This window comes from Pseudomonas sp. NBRC 111119 (assembly GCF_001320125.1).
GTDB classification, from domain to species: domain Bacteria; phylum Pseudomonadota; class Gammaproteobacteria; order Pseudomonadales; family Pseudomonadaceae; genus Aquipseudomonas; species Aquipseudomonas parafulva.
The window spans coordinates 35,681-52,995 of record NZ_BCAV01000013.1 but is presented as its reverse complement, the minus strand read 5'-3'; the positions used below and the strand labels follow the sequence as shown (position 1 = coordinate 52,995).

Genomic DNA, 17,315 nt, shown 5'->3' with positions numbered 1-17,315 from the left:
TGATTGCGCCAACTTTGAGATCTTGTGGAAGACAGTTGCTCCCACAAGGTGAATTGCACCAGCATTCAGATTTTGTGGAAGACAGTTGATCCCGCAGTATGGACTGCCCCACAAAAGGTTTACGGGAGCGAGCAATACCTGCGATGGGCCGCCAGGCGGCCCCAGTAACCGCTTACAACCGCCAGTCCAGACTCACCATCATCGTCCGCGGCTCCCCCTGATAAACCCCGTTATAGAACCCCACGTTGTTGTAGTAATGCTCATCGAAGAGGTTCTTCACATTGAAAGAAGCCGCCAGGTGCTCATCGATCTGGTAGCGAGCCATCAACCCCACCACTGAAAAGGCCTTCTGCCCAATCTTGTCCCGGGTGGTAACAACCCTGCCCCCCTCACGACCGACCGGGCGGTTACCCATGCGGAAGTTATCGCTCTGCCAGTCCAGGCTCGCCCCCACCGTCAAGGCAGGCGTCACTTTATAAGTGCTGGAGAAGCGCACCAGGTTCAAAGGCTGCTCGGTATTCTTGCGCTTTTTCTCCGCCGTGGCGGCATGGGTATAGCTGTAGCCCAGGCTCATCTGCCAATCGGTCATCACCTTGCCTGCCACTTCGGCCTCGAACCCTTCCACAACGATGCCTTTACCGCCGCTTTTGTAGAAGATTTCGTCGCCATCAGGCGGCACGGAGTCATCTTGCTCGGCCACGTTGTCCTGCTTGCTGCGGAACACCGCCGTGCTCAGGTTAAGCCGCTCTTCGAACAGGCTTCCCTTCAGCCCGACCTCGTACACCTTGCCCACCACCGGTTCGATGTACTGCTTGTTGACGTCCCTTACCGTCTGCGGGTTGAAAATATCGGTGTAGCTTGCGTACAGGGTGAACTGTTCGGTCAGGTCGAAGAGCACACCGGCGTAGGGGGTCCATTGGTCGTTCTGCGTCTGCTTGCTGGTGGATTGCTCGCTGACATTCAGGGCGTCGTCGTAGGCCCAGTCCCGGCGCTGGGTTTCCCAACTGCCGTAGCGGCTACCCAATACGAAATGCAGGCGGTCTGTGGGGTTCAGCCGCGTGGCGATATAGCCAGCCTTCTGTCGGGTATAGGAACGCCCACCGTCCAGGCCGCTATCGATGTCCTGAAACTTGGGGATCGACCCCATGTACTTCCAGTCACGGATCCGGTCATAGCCCTCGGATACAGGCAGGTCGACAAAGTAAGGCTCGCTGTTGCGCCGCTTCGACTCGCCATAACCAATCATGAAATCATGGCTGCGACCGAACAGCTGGAAAGGGCCGGCGAGGTTGAAATCGACCGCGTCCATTTTCTCCTGCCCGCCGAAATGCGCGTACCAGGCGCGCATGCCGCTGCGGTCTGCCTCGGGGAAACCGTTGCCGCCGTAGTAAACCTTGCCGTCACTGTCGGTCTGCCGATGGGTGTAGGCCAGCTTCATGGACCAGTCGTTGGCCAGGCGTTGATCCAGGGTGGCGAACACCGTCTGGTCTTTCAACGGCCAGGATGACCATGGCGCGGTGAGGTTGGTCGACCTGGGAAGCTTGGCCTTGCTGCCATCGGCATTCCAGAACGGCACGGTGCCCCACGAGGAACCTTGCACATGCTTGTTCTGGTAGTCATAGCCCAGCGCCAGCACGGTGCTGTCGGTCAGGTCGGCCTCAAGCACGCCATAGGCAACCTCCCGCTGGGTGGCGTACTTGTCCATGAACGATTTGTTGTCGCGATAGGCCAACACCGTGCGCCCGCGCAAACGGCCGTCCCAGCCCAATGGGCCGCCGGCATCCAGGTAGCTGTAGTAGTTGTCATGGCTGCCGGCACTGACGCCACTGCTGACGGCCAACTGATGGGTCGGGCGCTTGCGCACCATGGCAATCGTGCCCGAGGGGTCCCCCGCGCCTGTGGTCAGGCCGGTGGCACCCCGCACCACCTCGATTCGGTCGTAGATGATGGTGTCCGAGTCGGACTTGAGCCCATAGAAGGTGTTGAGCATGCCATCGATCTGGAAATTGTTGATCGCGTAGCCACGCGAGTAATAGCTCGGGCGCTCCGAGTCGTTGCGCTGAACCGTCACACCCGTGACGTGGGCCAGCGCCTCCGAAAGCGTATTGAGCTGAAAGTCATCCAGCTGCTGGCGGGATATCACCGATACAGACTGTGGGGTTTCCTTGACCGAGAGGTTCAGGCGGGTCGCTGCACTCATGCTGCCAGTGGTGTAGGAACCACTGTTCTCGGTGGTACTGCCCAGGCTGGTGGCGACCACGTCAGTGGAGCCAAGCTCCATTACAGCACCTTTGGCCTTGCCCTCCTCCTCCGCCAGGGGCAAGGGGCTGAAAACGCAGGCGCAGAGGCCAAGGGTGAACGTCATGGCGGGGTTGGTAGACGGGGGCATTGCGAGCTGACTCCTTGTGCAGGTAAAAATCCTGTGCAGGAATCTACATGACAATCAACTACTAATGCTAATCAATCTCATTATTGATATGGCCTTTTGCGGGGATTGGCCTCGACAGGATCGAGAACGCGCCCGGAGAGCGAGTTTTGGGGGATGGGTAGGAGAAGTGCAGGAACGTGCGAGGCGTGCAGTGCACGTGAAAAATGGCGTCCCAGGCAGGAATTGAACCTGCAACCTTCCCCTTAGGAGGGGGATGCTCTATCCAATTGAGCTACTGAGACGCAGCGGCCGGCAGCAGGCGCTGCACAGCGGAACGGCGAGCATGTTAACCAGCATGCCCGGGTTTGTCATGTGCTGAGCAGGGTTTTTCGCGTAATCCTTTTCTGCCCCGTCATTCACCCGGCACAACCCCTTCCTGGTGAAGCAGTTCGAACAGGGCGCCGACGGCGGCCTGCAGGGTGGTCGAATTGTCCAGTATGCGCACGCTCGGGTCGTAAGTGGACTGCAGGCCGGCATTGCGAGCCAGGCGCTGCTCCACCTCTTCCAACGTTTCGCGACCGCGAGCCAACAAGCGCTGGCGCAGCACGTCAGGCCGCACATCCACCCGTATCGCAAGCAGGTCGGGGTAACGCTGACGCGCCTGTGGCAGGTAGGCCCGCGAGCCATTCACCAGCACGGAGATACCGTTTGCCAACCAGTCATCCACCTGGCGGGGTATGCCGTAGCCCAGCCCATTGGCTTGCCAGTGCATGGCAAACGCGCCCTCCTCGCGCAGCGTGGCGAACTGCGCAGGTGTTACACCGATGGCAGCCTCACCCTTCGACTCGGCAGAGCGGGTGATGATTCGGCGGGCAACCTGAACCCGCGCCGCCGCAAGACGGTCCCGGGCCGCGTCGATCAGGGAATCTTTCCCGGCACCTGAGGGTCCCATAAGTAGTATCAATTTGCCGGTGCATGGAGGGTTACCGCTTGCGTCATGGTGCATAGTCACTATGCTCTTGAGTAGGAAGCCGGCGCATTTGAGGGTTTTTCCAAGCTGTTTTGCTGGGTTTTGCTACGAATCAATGGCACAAGCCTGACGTTCGTGACCAGGCGTAAATGTGAAACTTTTCGAACCAGTGCTCATTTCTGATAATTGGTACTGGCAAAAAGCCTTTATTCGGCTCACTATTTGTCACAGAATTGACGCCAAGGAAACGGCGGTATTGAGGCAATATGTGCGTCCATTTTCACTGCCGGTTGAACATTTTGTCGTTGCTACGGTCTTATTTCCACCCCGCGCGGCCAATTTGAGAACCGCTTCCCCTGAACCAAAATCTGGTCAACTTATATGCGCCCAATGAAACAGGCTATCTATTCGAGCCGCACTGCTGACAAGTTCGTCGTCCGCCTGCCAGACGGGATGCGTGAGCGCATTGCCGAGGTAGCACGCAACCACCACCGCAGCATGAACTCGGAAATCATCGCACGCCTGGAGCAGAGCCTCATCCAGGAGGGTGCGCTCGGTGATGAGTTGAGCATGCGCCTGGACAGCCCCGAGCTGTCGTTGCACGAGCGCGAGCTGCTGCAACGCTTCCGCCAGCTGTCGCACCGCCAGCAGAATGCACTGGTGGCCCTCATCGCTCACGATGTGGAAATGGCCGCAGACGCCTCCTGAGTTTTTCAGGTCCATGAAAAAGCCAGCGAAAGCTGGCTTTTTTATGGGCGCGGTGTGTACTGCTTAAAGCAGGAACACCGTGGCAAGGCCCAGGAAGATGAAGAAACCGCCACTGTCGGTCACGGCGGTGATCATTACACTGGAGCCCATGGCAGGGTCCCGTCCCAGGCGGGTCAGGGTCATGGGGATTAGCACCCCCATCAATGCGGCCAACAGCAGGTTCAGCGTCATCGCGGCCGTCATCACCAGGCCCAGCGACCAGCTGCCGTACAGCCAGAACGCGACAGCGCCGATTACCCCGCCCCAGATCAAGCCATTGAGCAGCGACACCGCCAGCTCCTTGCGCATCAACCGGCTGGTATTGCCCGGCGACACCTGGTCCAGCGCCATGGCGCGGACAATCATGGTAATGGTCTGGTTGCCCGAGTTGCCGCCGATCCCTGCAACGATCGGCATCAGTGCAGCCAACGCCACCAACTTCTCGATGGAGCCTTCGAACAGGCCAATGACCCGCGAGGCGACAAAAGCGGTAATCAGGTTGATGGCCAGCCAGGCCCAGCGGTTGCGCAGCGAACGCCACACCGAAGCGAAGATGTCTTCTTCTTCGCGCAGGCCGGCCATGTTCAGCACTTCGCTTTCGCTCTCTTCGCGAATGAGGTCGACCATTTCGTCAATGGTCAAACGGCCGATCAGGCGCCCAGCCTTGTCCACCACCGGCGCCGATACCAGGTCGTAACGCTCGAACGCCTGAGCCGCATCGTAGGCGTCTTCCTCTGGGTGGAACGACACAGGGTCGGTAGCCATCACATCAGCCACCTTCTTGTCCGGGTCATTGACCAGCAGACGCTTGATGGGCAATACGCCCTTGAGGATGCCGTCGTTATCCACCACGAACAGTTTGTCGGTGTGGTTGGGCAGCTCCTTCAGGCGGCGCAGGTAACGCAGTACAACCTCGAGCGTGACGTCTTCGCGGATGGTGACCATCTCGAAGTCCATCAGTGCACCGACTTGCTCCTCGTCGTAGCTCAGCGCCGAGCGCACACGCTCACGTTGCTGGGCATCGAGGGTTTCCATCAGCTCATGAACGACGTCACGGGGCAATTCAGGGGCAAGGTCGGCCAGTTCGTCGGCGTCCATGTCCTTGGCCGCGGCGAGCAGCTCGTGGTCGTCCATGTCGGCGATCAGCGACTGGCGAACGGCGTCGGACACTTCCAGCAGAATGTCGCCATCGCGATCCGAGCGCACCAGCTGCCAGACCGTCAGGCGGTCTTCCAGGGGCAGGGCTTCGAGGATGTAGGCGATGTCGGCGGGGTGAAGGTCATCGAGTTTGCGTTGCAGCTCGACGAGGTTCTGGCGATGGACCAGGTTTTCAACCAGGTCGTTGTGCGCGCCTTCCTGACGGTGGGTGAGGTCTTCGACCAGGCGCTGACGCTGCAGCAGTTCGACAACCTGAGCCAGGCGGTCCTGCAGGCTGTCTTGAGTTTTCTTTACTTCTACTTCGGTCATAGGCGAACTCCACTCCCAGCAGCGGAGCACGCCGGGGGAATCAATCGATTGGATCTAGCGGTATGAAAACGGTTGGTAAGTGACTACTGGGTAAGTCCATGGTGGTTTTCCACAAGCCCCGGCGGGGCTGACGGGCGCAATCATACACGGGTCGCGGCGCTAGATCGCTTAAATTTTTGGGCAGAACAATCGTTTGCGCGATAGAGATGGGACAACACTCGAAGCCTTCCGTGCCACAGATAATCCTGAGCAGGAAAGCACAAGCATGTGACGGATGCAGGCGCGGGATTAACAATCGCGCACAAACAAAAAGCCCGCTCATGTGAGCGGGCTTTCTGTATTGGGTATGGCGGACTCAGCAGGATTCGAACCTGCGACCGCTCGGTTCGTAGCCGAGTACTCTATCCAGCTGAGCTATGAGTCCGTGGTGGTAGTTTTAGACCAGATTACCACTGGTTGTTGAAGCCGCTTTGCAAGCAGAGCCACTTCAAAAGTGGCGGACTCAGCAGGATTCGAACCTGCGACCGCTCGGTTCGTAGCCGAGTACTCTATCCAGCTGAGCTATGAGTCCGTCGTTGGTAGTTTTAGACCAGATTACCACTGGTTGATTTGAAGCAGCCTTGCAAACAAAGCTACTTCAAAAGTGGCGGACTCAGCAGGATTCGAACCTGCGACCGCTCGGTTCGTAGCCGAGTACTCTATCCAGCTGAGCTATGAGTCCGTGTCTTGCCGCGCATTATAGGTCACTAAAACATTTTTTGCAAGAACTTTTCGTTTAAAAACAACTACTTAGCGTCTTACTGTTTACAGCGCCCTAAGCGAATAATGGCGGTGAAGGGGGGATTCGAACCCCCGATACCCTTATGAGGTATACTCCCTTAGCAGGGGAGCGCCTTCGGCCACTCGGCCACCTCACCGCAACACGAGGCGAATATTAAACAGGCTCTTCCTCGTTTGCAACCCTTTTTTTGAAAAAAACTTCAAAAGAATTAAAGGCTTGGCTCTTCGTCCTTCTCGTTCTTGATCCGCAGGTAGATTTCTTCACGGTGCACGGCCACTTCTTTGGGGGCGCTCACACCGATGCGTACCTGGTTGCCTTTGACGCCGAGCACCGTCACGGTGATCTCGCCATCTCCAATGATCAGGCTCTCGGCGCACCGACGAGTCAGAATCAACATAGCTTTCTCCTTACGCAAAACATTCAGGGATTACAGTCTTGGGGTTCGGCGCCGCGCCGTGGACGACGGCACGGGCGCCGGTTGCCCATCGCGCCTGGCAGGACAGGGCCTGCGCAACGGGCAGAAACGCGAAGGGCGCGGCAAGCCGCGCCCTTCCAGGCAAGGCGTTACTCGCTCTGTCGGGCAGGCGCATCAAGCTCGAACGCGGTATGCAGTGCACGTACCGCCAGCTCCAGATACTTCTCTTCGATCACCACGGACACCTTGATCTCGGACGTGGAAATCATCTGGATGTTGATGCTTTCCTTGGCCAGGGCCTCGAACATGCGGCTTGCAACGCCGGCATGCGAACGCATGCCTACGCCGACGATGGACACCTTGGCGATCTTGGTATCGCCGATCACTTCCCGGGCACCCATCTCGCGAGCGGTGGCTTCCAGCACGCTCTGGGCCTTCTCGTACTCGTTGTGGTTTACGGTGAAGGTGAAGTCGGTGGTGTTATCGTGGGCAACGTTCTGCACGATCATGTCGACCTCGATGTTCGAGGCGCTGATCGGGCCGAGGATCTTGTAGGCCACGCCAGGGGTATCCGGCACGCCGCGGATGGTCAGCTTGGCTTCATCACGGTTGAAGGCGATACCGGAAATGATCGGCTGTTCCATGGATTCCTCTTCATCAATGGTAATGAGGGTACCCGGACCCTCCTTGAAGCTGTGCAGCACGCGCAGCGGAACGTTGTACTTGCCGGCGAACTCCACCGAACGGATCTGCAGCACCTTGGAACCGAGGCTGGCCATTTCCAGCATCTCTTCGAAGGTGATCTTCTCCAGGCGACGGGCCTGCGGCACCACCCGTGGGTCGGTGGTGTAGACGCCATCGACATCGGTGTAGATCTGGCACTCGTCAGCCTTCAATGCAGCCGCCAGGGCCACACCGGTGGTGTCGGAGCCGCCACGCCCCAGGGTGGTGATGCTGCCATGCTCATCCACACCCTGGAAGCCCGCTACCACGACCACGCGCCCGGCCTTGAGGTCGGCGCGAATCTTCTGGTCATCGATTTGCAGGATGCGCGCCTTGTTGTGTGCGCTGTCGGTGAGGATGCGCACCTGGTTGCCGGTATAGGACACCGCCGGCACACCGCGCTTGATCAGGGCCATGGCCAGCAGGGCAATGGTCACTTGCTCGCCGGTGGACACGATCACGTCCAGCTCACGCGGAACCGGTTGCTCGCTGATCTGCTTGGCCAGGTCGATCAGGCGATTGGTTTCACCGCTCATGGCCGACAGCACGATCACCAGGTCGTCGCCCGCTTCGCGGTGTTTCTTGACCTTATCGGCTACCTGTTCGATCCGCTCGATGGAACCGACAGAGGTGCCGCCAAATTTCTGTACGATCAACGCCATTTCAATGGTGCCTCAGCCCAAAGGGCCCCAAAAAACAATCCAACATGAAGGGCAAGCCGGCCCCCAGGCCGCCCTACCCGTCATCTCAAAGTCCCTGCTCTGCGAACGGCACGGCCAGCGCCAGGGCCTGGTCCAGGGCGGCGACGTCTACGCCACCGCCCTGTGCCATGTCCGGGCGCCCGCCGCCCTTGCCGCCCACTGCCGCAGCGGCTTGTTTCATCAGTTCGCCAGCCTTGAGTTGGCCGGAGAGGTCTTTGGTCACGCCGGCCACCAGCACGACCTTGCCCTCATGCTCGCTGCCCAACAGGATCACTGCATGGCCGAGCTTGTTCTTCAGCTGATCGACCAGGGCGAGCAGCGCTTTGCCATCCTGCCCATCCAGGCGGGCGGCTAGCACCTTGGCGCCCTTGACCTCCACGGCCGCATTGGAGAGATCATCCCCTGCGGCGCTGGCGGCCTTGGCCTGCAGCTGTTCCAGCTGCTTCTCCAGCTGGCGGTTGCGCTCGAGCACAGCCGACAGCTTGTCGATCAGGTTGTCGCGGTTACCTTTCACCAGTTGCGCGGCTTCCTTCACCTGCTCTTCGGCAGCGTTCAGGTAGGCCAGCGCAGCAGCGCCGGTGACAGCTTCGATACGGCGCACGCCGGAAGCCACGCCACCTTCGCTGATGATCTTGAACACGCTGATGTCGCCGGTGCGCTTGGCATGGATGCCGCCGCACAGCTCCACCGAGAAATCACCGCCCATGGTCAGCACGCGCACGGTATCACCGTACTTCTCGCCGAACAGCGCCATGGCACCCTTGGCCTTGGCGGTCTCGATGTCGGTCAGCTCGGTTTGCACCGGCGTGTTCCTGCGCACTTCGCGGTTGACGATGTCTTCCAGGGCCTTGATCTGCTCCGGCTTAACCGCCTCGAAGTGGCTGAAGTCGAAGCGCAGACGCTGGCTGTCGACCAGCGAGCCTTTCTGCTGCACGTGCTCGCCCAGCACCTGGCGCAGGGCTTCATGCAGCAGGTGGGTAGCGGAGTGGTTCAGCGAGGTGGCGTGTTGCACCTGCTCGTCAACCTTGGCCTGCACCGGCGAACCGATTACCAGCGCACCGTTGGCCACCACACCATGATGCAGGAACGCGCCGCCGGTCTTGGTGGTGTCGCGCACGTCGAAACGCGCAGCACCGGCCTGCAGGAAACCGGAGTCGCCTACCTGGCCGCCGGACTCGGCGTAGAACGGTGTGCGGTCAAGCACGACCACACCCTGCTCGCCCTCGCCCAGCTGGTCCACCGCCTGGCCGTCCTTGTACAGGGCGATGATCTTGCCCTCGCCTTCGGTAGCGTCGTAACCCAGGAACTCGGTGGCGCTGTCGACCTTGACCAGGCTGTTGTAGTCCATGCCGAAAGCGCTGGCGGAGCGCGCACGTTCACGCTGCGCGTCCATTTCACGTTCGAAGCCAGCCTCGTCGATGGTCAGCTCGCGTTCACGGGCAATGTCGGCGGTCAGGTCCATGGGGAAGCCGTAGGTGTCGTACAGCTTGAACACCACGTCGCCTGGTACAACGTCGCCCTGAAGCTGGGCCAGGTCCTGCTCGAGGATGCGCAGGCCCTGCTCGAGGGTTTTGGCAAACTGTTCTTCTTCGGCCTTGAGCACACGCTCGATGTGCGCCTGCTGGCTTTTCAGCTCAGGGAAGGCTTCACCCATTTCGGCCGCCAGTGCGCCGACGATCTGGTAGAAGAAGCTGCCCTTGGCACCCAGTTTGTTGCCGTGGCGGCACGCGCGGCGGATGATGCGGCGCAGCACGTAGCCACGGCCTTCGTTGGACGGCAGCACACCGTCGGCGATCAGGAAACCGCAGGAACGAATATGGTCGGCGACCACCTTCAGCGAGGCCTGGCCTTCATTGCTGCAACCGATGGCCTTGGCAGCCGCCGCCAGCAGGTTCTGGAACAGGTCGATCTCATAGTTCGAGTGCACATGCTGCAGCACGGCGCTGATGCGCTCCAGGCCCATGCCGGTGTCTACCGAAGGGGCCGGCAGCGGGTGCAGTACACCGTCCGCGGTGCGGTTGAACTGCATGAAGACGTTGTTCCAGATCTCGATGTAGCGGTCGCCGTCTTCCTCGGGCGAGCCGGGTGGGCCGCCCCAGATGTCGGCGCCATGGTCGTAGAAGATCTCGGTGCACGGGCCGCACGGGCCGGTGTCGCCCATGGTCCAGAAGTTGTCCGACGCGTAGGGTGCGCCCTTGTTGTCGCCGATGCGTACCATGCGCTCGGCAGGCACGCCGACTTCTTTGGTCCAGATGTCGTAGGCTTCGTCGTCGGTGGCGTAGACGGTGACCCACAGCTTGTCCTTGGGCAGGTTCAGCCACTTGTCCGAGGTCAGGAAGGTCCAGGCAAAGGTGATGGCGTCACGTTTGAAATAGTCGCCAAAGCTGAAGTTGCCCAGCATTTCGAAGAAGGTGTGGTGGCGCGCGGTGTAGCCGACGTTTTCCAGGTCGTTGTGCTTACCACCGGCGCGCACGCACTTCTGGCTGCTGACAGCACGGGTGTAGGCGCGCTTCTCCGCACCGAGGAAGCAGTCCTTGAACTGGTTCATGCCGGCATTGGTGAACAGCAGGGTGGGGTCGTTGTTCGGAATCAGCGAACTGGACGCGACTCGGGTATGTCCCTGCTCTTCGAAGAAGCGAAGGAAGGCTTCACGGATTTCTGCGCTTTTCATAGGTTCTTCCACGGAAACGGCGGCCCGTCTGGGCAAAGCGTCGACGAAACGACGGCAAAGGGCCGCATTATATCGGTCCTGTAGTCTCGATGCAGTGTGTTTATGCGATACAAACCGCGCTTTCGGCGGTTTTTCGGGGCATGCACGCGAAAACGACATGCGCCGATGCTAAAGCCTGCCTTTTGCTACTGGCAAGCCATTAGCGCTCATGCCCGGGCAAAATGGAACAGGCGGTGAGTTAAAAGGATTTCATCTACGCTCGCCCCTGCCCTGGCGCTAGCACAGGCCTTACCTGCACGGTGCTAGATGTGCAATGCACCGCGCTGCCGCGCGCTCCGTAGTCTGGCCTTTCATTCTCTGGAGGCCCCGAACATGACGACACCTGTAGCAACCACACACCTGCTGGATGCAAATGACAAAACCCGAATTGCGGCCCACGGCGAAATGGATGAAGCCATTGCCCACGACATCGTGAGCGAAGCCGGCCTGCACAGCACACGGATCTATTACGATTACGAGCTGTTCGACCTGCACAGCTCGCCACTGGCAACCCTCCAGCGCAGGCTGATCACCGCCTACGATGGCGATGAGCGCATCGGGGAGTGCGACGAGATCCTGGCGTGGTTGTCGAGCCCCGATGCAGAGCTGAGCCAGGACAAGGACATCACCCTGAAGGTGGCCGGCCAAACGTTCATCATCCAGCACGCCACTGCCGAGCAACGCCTGCACCTGCTGTTTCTGGGTAACGACGCGCCGGAAGGCATCGGCCAAGGTATCGCCCAGCCGCTGCGCGTGGACAACCATGCCGACCCGCACAACCGCTTCGATGTGACGGCGCTCGACAACCTGTACCTGTATGGCACCCCCCAGTTCCAGGCAAGGGTGTACGAGCAGTTGCTGCTGCTGCCAGGCTACCCGGCGCTCAAGCAGTTGCTGGATAGCGCACGCCAGCGCTACGAAACCGTGCCGGACATGGTGCTGATGCAATGCTACGCAGGCCCGGCCCAGTTCGGCCCAGGCTTCGACCTGGAGCGGGTGATCCCCAACGAGCACGCCCACCGGTTGTCAGGCGACTACACCGCGGTGCTCTATGACCCGTACGAAGCCAGCGGCCTGGACGGTTTGACCACACTGGCAAGGTTGCTGCAACAAGCCTACGACGCGCTAGCGCCAGACCTGCTGCTGCCCGCCCCGGCCAACGGCGGCTGAGTGGGTCAGGGCGAAAGGTCGTGCCCCTCTGTGGGCACGATCAGGATCCCGGCCCTGAGGCCGTTCTTCACCTTCGGGTTGGGGAAGATGATGCGCGCGCCCTCTTCTTCCACCACCCAGCGCATTTCTGCCAGGTCTTCGGCAAGCAGGTAGCCCTTGCTCAATTCGGAGAAGTTTTCGATGTCGGCGGGCAGGTGCAAGTGGAAACTGTCGCTGTGCTTGATGATTTCACGGGCCACACTGAACAGTTGCAGCCCATCGAGTGACTGCTCTGCCTGCGGCTCGGTCGCCTCCAGAATGCGTACCAGGCGCGCTGCCAGCTTGTCGAGGTTCACCTCGTCGTTCTGGCCAAACGGCCGCGCCTTGCCCAGTTCCAGCGTAAAGGCTTCGGCATCGAGTTGCTCATAGGTGAAGGCACTGAACGTGATGGACGGCTTGCGCTGCAGCAGCACCGCCTGCATGCCCGCCGCTGCCAGCCGTGCCAACTCACGGCGCGAATGCTGGCGGCCCTCCTTGAAGGGGTACAGGGCGAACTGCTCGACCTTCGAGCCACGAATGGCCGTGTGCAGGTCGTAATGCAGGCGGCTACGGCCAGGCTTGCTGAAGAACACCCGGGCAAACTGCTCCAGCTCTGCAGCCCGCAAGGCTTCCATGCCGCTGGTCTGCTCATGGCGGCCATTGAACAGGCGGTTGATGTCCTGCTCGATGTAGCGCTCGCCCTTGATGATGGCAGCAGGGTTGCCGAACAAAAACAGCACCCGCGCCCTGGGCACGATTTCGCCCTTGGCCATACCGTGCAGCAACTGCTCAAGCAGTTCGATAGGCGCCGTCTCGTTGCCATGAATGCCGGCAGACAGCAACACATCGAGGCCGCAGTCGTCGCCTTCGGCTGGGCGCACTTCCAGCGCGCCATGCCCCAACCAGCGCAAACGCACGCCCTTGGTGGTCACTTGGGTCTTCTCGGCCGGTTCATGGCCGGTAAGGGTCAGCTCAAGCAGTTTGCCAAGGGCGAGCATAGCGGGCTTCCTTAGTGGTGGTGGCCGCAGTCCGGGCCGTGCACGTGATCGTCGTCTTCACCCACCTCTGCCGGTTCCATTTCCAGCTGCAGGCTGACCAGGTTGGTGGCCATCGGGCGCAGCAGCAGGTTGGCGTATTCGGTGTCGTCTTCATCCACGTCCACCCCGATCAGCAACTGGCCACGGCCGTCCTGCTGAATCCACACTTCCTTGCCTTGCCAGACCACGGCAAAGCGGGTGCACGAGGTTTCCAGCTGGGTGCCGTCTTCATCTTCAAGGATCAGGCGCAGGGCATCGGTCATTGCAAAGTCTCTCTTCAAGGTTGGCGTTGGAACGGGTATACCGAGCCCAACTTGAGTATCTGGGTCAATTCGTCCAGTGCGGTTCGGCACTCCACCAGCAACTGCGGGTCGGCCAGGTCCGAATCGACCAGGCGATCGCGGTAGTGGCGGTCAACCCACTGCAGCAGCGTGTCGTACAGCGGGGCAGTCATGATAACGCCTTGGTTCACCGCCGCCAGTTCCGTTTCAGTCAGGGCTACACGCAGGCGCAGGCAAGCCGGCCCACCGCCGTTGCGCATGCTCTGCTTGAGGTCGAACACCTGCACCTCCTGCACGGGCGTACCCTGGGTGGTCAGTTGCTCCAGGTAAGCCCAGACCCGCTCGTTGTTGCGGCATTCTTCGGGTACCACCAGCAGCATCGAGCCGTCGGCGCGGCTGAGCAGTTGGCTGTTGAACAGGTAGGAGCGCACTGCGTCCTCCACCGTCACTGCCGCCCGTGGCACGCTGATGGCCTGCAACGTACCGCCCTTGCCGGCCAGTTTGCCGCGCAACTGGTCGAGCACTGCCTCGCTGTCCAGGAAGGCATCCTCGTGGTGGAACAGCACCTCACCGTTGCCTACCGCAATCACGTCGTTGTGGAACACACCCTGGTCGATCACCGCCGGATTCTGCTGAGCATAGACCACGCCGTCCTCGCGCAGCCCATGCAGGCGCGCCACGGCCTGGGACGCCTCGAGGGTCTGCCGGGCGGGGTATTTCTGCGGCGCCGGGTAGCGGCTGTCGAAGGCACTACGCCCGTAGACGAAAAACTCCACGCCAGGCTCGCCATAGGCGCGGCAGAACCGGGTGTGGTTGGCGGCGCCCTCATCGCCGAACTGAGCAACGGCCGGCAACGCGGGGTGGTGCGCGAAGTGAGCCGGGTGCTGGAACATGGCCGCCAGTACCCGGCTGGTGGTGGGGTGTTCGATACTGCGGTGGTACTTGCAGTTGAGGTTGGCGGCCGTGAAATGCACGCGCCCGTCGACGGTGTCCGCACTGGGGCTGACCGTGGCGGCGTTAGCCACCCACATACTGGAAGCCGAACAACTGGCCACCAGCAGCGGCATGGCCTCACGTGCAGCACGCTGGATGACGTCAGCGTCGCTGCCGGTAAAGCCCAGCTGGCGCAGCGCGGCAACATCTGGGCGCTCCTGAGGGGCCAGCACACCCTGCTTGAAACCCATGTCGGCCAGCGCTTTCATTTTCGCCAAGCCCTGGCGCGCCGCCTCGCGGGGGTTGGAACCCTGCTGGCTGTTGCTCTGGGAGGCCACGTTGCCGTAGGACAGCCCGCCATAGTTGTGGGTCGGCCCCACCAGGCCATCAAAATTTACTTCGTAGGATTTCATCGGCTAGGCTCCGACCGTTGTTATAGGGTGATACCCGGCGTCAGGGTCGCCGGTAATGCAAGGCTGTCGGCCTCCAGCGAAGCCACCGGGTACGCGCAATAGTCGGCCGCGTAGTAGGCGCTGGCGCGGTGGTTGCCACTGGCACCCACGCCGCCGAACGGCGCGCTGCTTGCTGCCCCGGTGAGTTGCTTGTTCCAGTTGACGATGCCGGCGCGGCTGCGCAGCCAGAAGTACTGGTAACGGGCGCGGGAATCCGAGAGCAGGCCTGCAGCCAGGCCGTACTGGGTGGCGTTGGCCTCGTCGATGGCAGCATCCAGGCCCGAGTACCGGATCACCTGCAGCAGCGGGCCGAAGAACTCCTCGTCCGGGCGTTCGGCAACGGCTGTGACATCGACAATGCCCGGTGTCAGCAAAGCCGCACCTGGCTGCGGCTGGGTCATGCCCAGCAGCTGTACCGCGCCTTTGGCGACCAGGTCGGCCTGGGCGCTGAGCAGTGCCTGGGCGGCCTGCAACGAGATGACCGAGCCCATGAACGGCGCAGGCTGCTGGTCGAAAGCCCCCACGGTCACGGTTTTGCACACCTCAACCAGGCGCGCCAGCAGCGCGTCACCCCATGCCCCCTGCGGCACCAGCAGGCGCCGCGCGCAGGTGCAGCGCTGGCCGGCGGAAATGAATGCCGACTGGATGATGGTGTACACCGCCGCCTGCACATCCTTGACCTCATCCACCACCAGCGGGTTGTTGCCGCCCATCTCCAGGGCCAGGATCTTGTCCGGGCGGCCGGCGAACTGCTGGTGCAGCAGGTTGCCGGTGCGGCTGGAGCCGGTGAAGAACAGCCCATCAATGCCCGTGTTGGCAGCCAGTGCCACACCGGTTTCGCGGGCACCCTGCACCAGGTTCAGCACGCCTGCGGGCAGGCCGGCGGCCACCCAGCAATTGACCGTCAGCTCCGCGACCTTGGGCGTCAGCTCGCTGGGCTTGAACACCACGCAGTTGCCGGCCAGCAGGGCTGGCACGATGTGGCCGTTGGGCAGGTGACCGGGGAAGTTGTAAGGCCCAAACACCGCGACCACCCCGTGGGGTTTGTGCCGCAGCACAGCGGTGGCGTCGGCCAGCGGCCCGCTTTTCTCACCGGTGCGCTCCCGGTAGCTCTGTACCGAAATGGCCACCTTGTTGATCATGCTGGTGACTTCGGTGGCCGATTCCCATAACGGTTTGCCGGTTTCTTCACCAATGCAGTAGGCCAGCGCATCGGCATGCAGCTTGAGCTGCGCAGCGAACTGTTCCAGCACGCTGATGCGCGCCTCCAGGCTAAGCTGAGCCCAAGCCGGAAAGGCCTGCCGGGCCGCTTGTACCGCAGCCTCCACCTGGCCCACATCGGCGCCCTGCCCTTGCCAGACCACAGCCTGGGTCACCGGGTTGAGCGATTGCAACGCTTCGCCGTGGCCGGCGTGCCAATGACCTGCAATGTAGTGCGTAGTCATCGCTGGCCCTCCCGGCCTGCCGAAAGCGGCACGGCGCGTACGTTGTCCCCGGCACCCATGCGCAGGCGCTTGGCGGTCAGCGGGTCGACCACCAGCGTACCCGCAGCCAGCCGCGCGGGTGCAGCCGTGATACGGCAGTCGTCACGCTTGCGGTTGTGAATGATGTAAGGGGTGGCGTCGTCGCCTGGGGTACCAATTGCCAGTACCAGGGTCTGGCTGTCGCGCACCGCACGGATCCTGTCGGTGTCGCACTCGATGGCCGGCCCGGCGTCGAAGATGTCTACGTAGCCCTGGTAGTTGAAGCCCTCCTGCTTGAGCATCGCCAAGGCCGGCTCGGTATCGGCGTGCACCCGGCCGATCACGCTGCGCGCCGCCTCGGACAGGAAGCAGGTATACAACGGGAACTTGGGCATCAGCTCAGCGATGAACGACTTGTTGCCCACGCCCGTCAGGTAGTCGGCCTGGCTGAATTCCATCTTGAAGAAGTGCCGGCCCAGGCACTCCCAGAACGGCGAGCGGCCCTGGGCGTCGGACATGCCGCGCATTTCGGCAATGATCTTCTTGCCGAACAGCTCGGGAAACTCGGCGATGAACAGCATGCGTGCCCGCGACAGCAGGCGGCCATTCAGGCCGCAGCGGTGGTCATGGCGCAGGAACAACGAGCACAGTTCGGAGTTGCCGGTCAGGTCGTTGGCCAGGAACAGCGTGGGGATCTCGCGGTAGATCTTTAGTTCCTGGGAGGCGCTCACCGTCAACCCGACCCGGTAGTTGTACCAGGGCTCGCGCAGGCCCACGGCGCCAGCGATGGCACTGATGCCCACCACCAGGCCCTCGTCGTTTTCCAGCACGAACAGGTAATCGGTATCGGCACGCTCGGCTTCGCCACGGAAGGTCTTTTCCGCCCAGCCCACGCGATGCCCAAGGCGCTCTTCGTTGGCCGGCAGGGTAGTCAGGCCGGTGGTGCCGGTGCTGCGCGCCAGCTCGATCAACGCAGGCAAGTCGCTGCTGCGTACAGGACGAACGATCATGCTATCTCCTTGTGCGTCGGCATTGGCCGGCGCGAAACACGTCTAAACCTGCAACGTCGCCCTCAGGCC

The 17,315-nt window shown here is 61.5% G+C and carries 14 protein-coding genes and 5 tRNA genes; 3 read left to right on the top strand and 16 right to left on the bottom strand.

Annotated features, from left to right (window positions below; all coding sequences use genetic code 11):
* Positions 1 to 172: 172 nt before the first annotated feature.
* The 3 genes from APH25_RS06035 to phnN form a co-directional block, all read right to left on the bottom strand.
* Complete coding sequence (locus tag APH25_RS06035) at positions 173 to 2,389, bottom strand: TonB-dependent siderophore receptor (RefSeq protein ID WP_060481409.1); 2,217 nt, start codon at positions 2,387 to 2,389, stop codon at positions 173 to 175.
* Between the two features lie 204 nt (positions 2,390 to 2,593).
* Positions 2,594 to 2,670: transfer RNA gene (locus APH25_RS06030), tRNA-Arg, on the bottom strand.
* Between the two features lie 110 nt (positions 2,671 to 2,780).
* The gene (gene phnN / locus APH25_RS06025) at positions 2,781 to 3,374 is read right to left on the bottom strand and encodes a phosphonate metabolism protein/1,5-bisphosphokinase (PRPP-forming) PhnN (protein WP_060481408.1); all 594 of its coding nucleotides are present in this window, start codon (positions 3,372 to 3,374) and stop codon (positions 2,781 to 2,783) included.
* A gap of 115 nt (positions 3,375 to 3,489) precedes the next feature.
* On the opposite strand from phnN, the gene APH25_RS25620 reads away from it, so the two are divergent.
* Both APH25_RS25620 and APH25_RS06020 read left to right on the top strand, forming a co-directional pair.
* A complete protein-coding gene (locus APH25_RS25620; protein WP_177331156.1) occupies positions 3,490 to 3,732 on the top strand; it encodes a hypothetical protein in 243 nt (80 codons plus the stop codon).
* Positions 3,720 to 4,046, top strand: coding sequence for an Arc family DNA-binding protein (locus APH25_RS06020; protein ID WP_003254499.1), 327 nt, complete (start codon positions 3,720 to 3,722; stop codon positions 4,044 to 4,046). Before APH25_RS25620 ends, APH25_RS06020 begins: the two co-directional genes overlap by 13 nt.
* Before the next feature lie 63 nt (positions 4,047 to 4,109).
* Here the strand turns inward: APH25_RS06020 and mgtE are convergent, their stop codons facing one another.
* The 8 genes from mgtE to alaS form a co-directional block, all read right to left on the bottom strand.
* Positions 4,110 to 5,552 carry a magnesium transporter gene (mgtE, locus tag APH25_RS06015; RefSeq protein ID WP_028635514.1) on the bottom strand — a complete coding sequence of 481 codons (1,443 nt, stop codon included), beginning with the start codon at positions 5,550 to 5,552 and terminating at the stop codon, positions 4,110 to 4,112.
* Between the two features lie 347 nt (positions 5,553 to 5,899).
* Positions 5,900 to 5,976, bottom strand: a tRNA-Arg gene (locus tag APH25_RS06010).
* 70 nt (positions 5,977 to 6,046) lie between these two features.
* Positions 6,047 to 6,123, bottom strand: a tRNA-Arg gene (locus APH25_RS06005).
* Between the two features lie 73 nt (positions 6,124 to 6,196).
* Positions 6,197 to 6,273 (bottom strand) — tRNA-Arg (locus APH25_RS06000).
* Positions 6,274 to 6,378: 105 nt separating this feature from the next.
* A tRNA-Ser gene (locus APH25_RS05995) sits at positions 6,379 to 6,469 on the bottom strand.
* 72 nt (positions 6,470 to 6,541) lie between these two features.
* Positions 6,542 to 6,730, bottom strand: coding sequence for a carbon storage regulator CsrA (csrA, locus tag APH25_RS05990; protein ID WP_023533771.1), 189 nt, complete (start codon positions 6,728 to 6,730; stop codon positions 6,542 to 6,544).
* Between the two features lie 167 nt (positions 6,731 to 6,897).
* Positions 6,898 to 8,133, bottom strand: coding sequence for an aspartate kinase (locus APH25_RS05985; protein WP_028635513.1), 1,236 nt, complete (start codon positions 8,131 to 8,133; stop codon positions 6,898 to 6,900).
* Positions 8,134 to 8,218: 85 nt separating this feature from the next.
* A complete protein-coding gene (alaS, locus tag APH25_RS05980; protein ID WP_060481407.1) occupies positions 8,219 to 10,843 on the bottom strand; it encodes an alanine--tRNA ligase in 2,625 nt (874 codons plus the stop codon).
* Between the two features lie 372 nt (positions 10,844 to 11,215).
* Between alaS and APH25_RS05975 the strand changes: the two genes are divergently transcribed.
* The gene (locus tag APH25_RS05975; protein ID WP_060481406.1) at positions 11,216 to 12,052 is read left to right on the top strand and encodes a hypothetical protein; all 837 of its coding nucleotides are present in this window, start codon (positions 11,216 to 11,218) and stop codon (positions 12,050 to 12,052) included.
* Between the two features lie 5 nt (positions 12,053 to 12,057).
* Here the strand turns inward: APH25_RS05975 and astE are convergent, their stop codons facing one another.
* From astE to astA, 5 genes are read right to left on the bottom strand one after another with little or no spacing between them, the layout of a single operon-like run.
* Entirely contained in the window at positions 12,058 to 13,068 is a 1,011-nt protein-coding gene (astE, locus tag APH25_RS05970; RefSeq protein ID WP_060481405.1) for a succinylglutamate desuccinylase, read from the bottom strand.
* A gap of 11 nt (positions 13,069 to 13,079) precedes the next feature.
* Positions 13,080 to 13,370, bottom strand: a complete 291-nt coding sequence (locus APH25_RS05965; protein WP_016488488.1) for a hypothetical protein — start codon at positions 13,368 to 13,370, stop codon at positions 13,080 to 13,082.
* Positions 13,371 to 13,384: 14 nt separating this feature from the next.
* Positions 13,385 to 14,734 (bottom strand): N-succinylarginine dihydrolase, encoded by a 1,350-nt coding sequence (gene astB, locus APH25_RS05960; protein ID WP_060481404.1) that lies wholly within the window; start codon positions 14,732 to 14,734, stop codon positions 13,385 to 13,387.
* Positions 14,735 to 14,754: 20 nt separating this feature from the next.
* The gene (gene astD, locus APH25_RS05955) at positions 14,755 to 16,218 is read right to left on the bottom strand and encodes a succinylglutamate-semialdehyde dehydrogenase (protein WP_060481403.1); all 1,464 of its coding nucleotides are present in this window, start codon (positions 16,216 to 16,218) and stop codon (positions 14,755 to 14,757) included.
* On the bottom strand, positions 16,215 to 17,246 hold the full coding sequence (gene astA, locus APH25_RS05950) for an arginine N-succinyltransferase (protein ID WP_028635507.1): 1,032 nt from the start codon (positions 17,244 to 17,246) through the stop codon (positions 16,215 to 16,217). The genes astD and astA overlap by 4 nt, the downstream gene beginning before the upstream one ends.
* Positions 17,247 to 17,315: the final 69 nt, after the last annotated feature.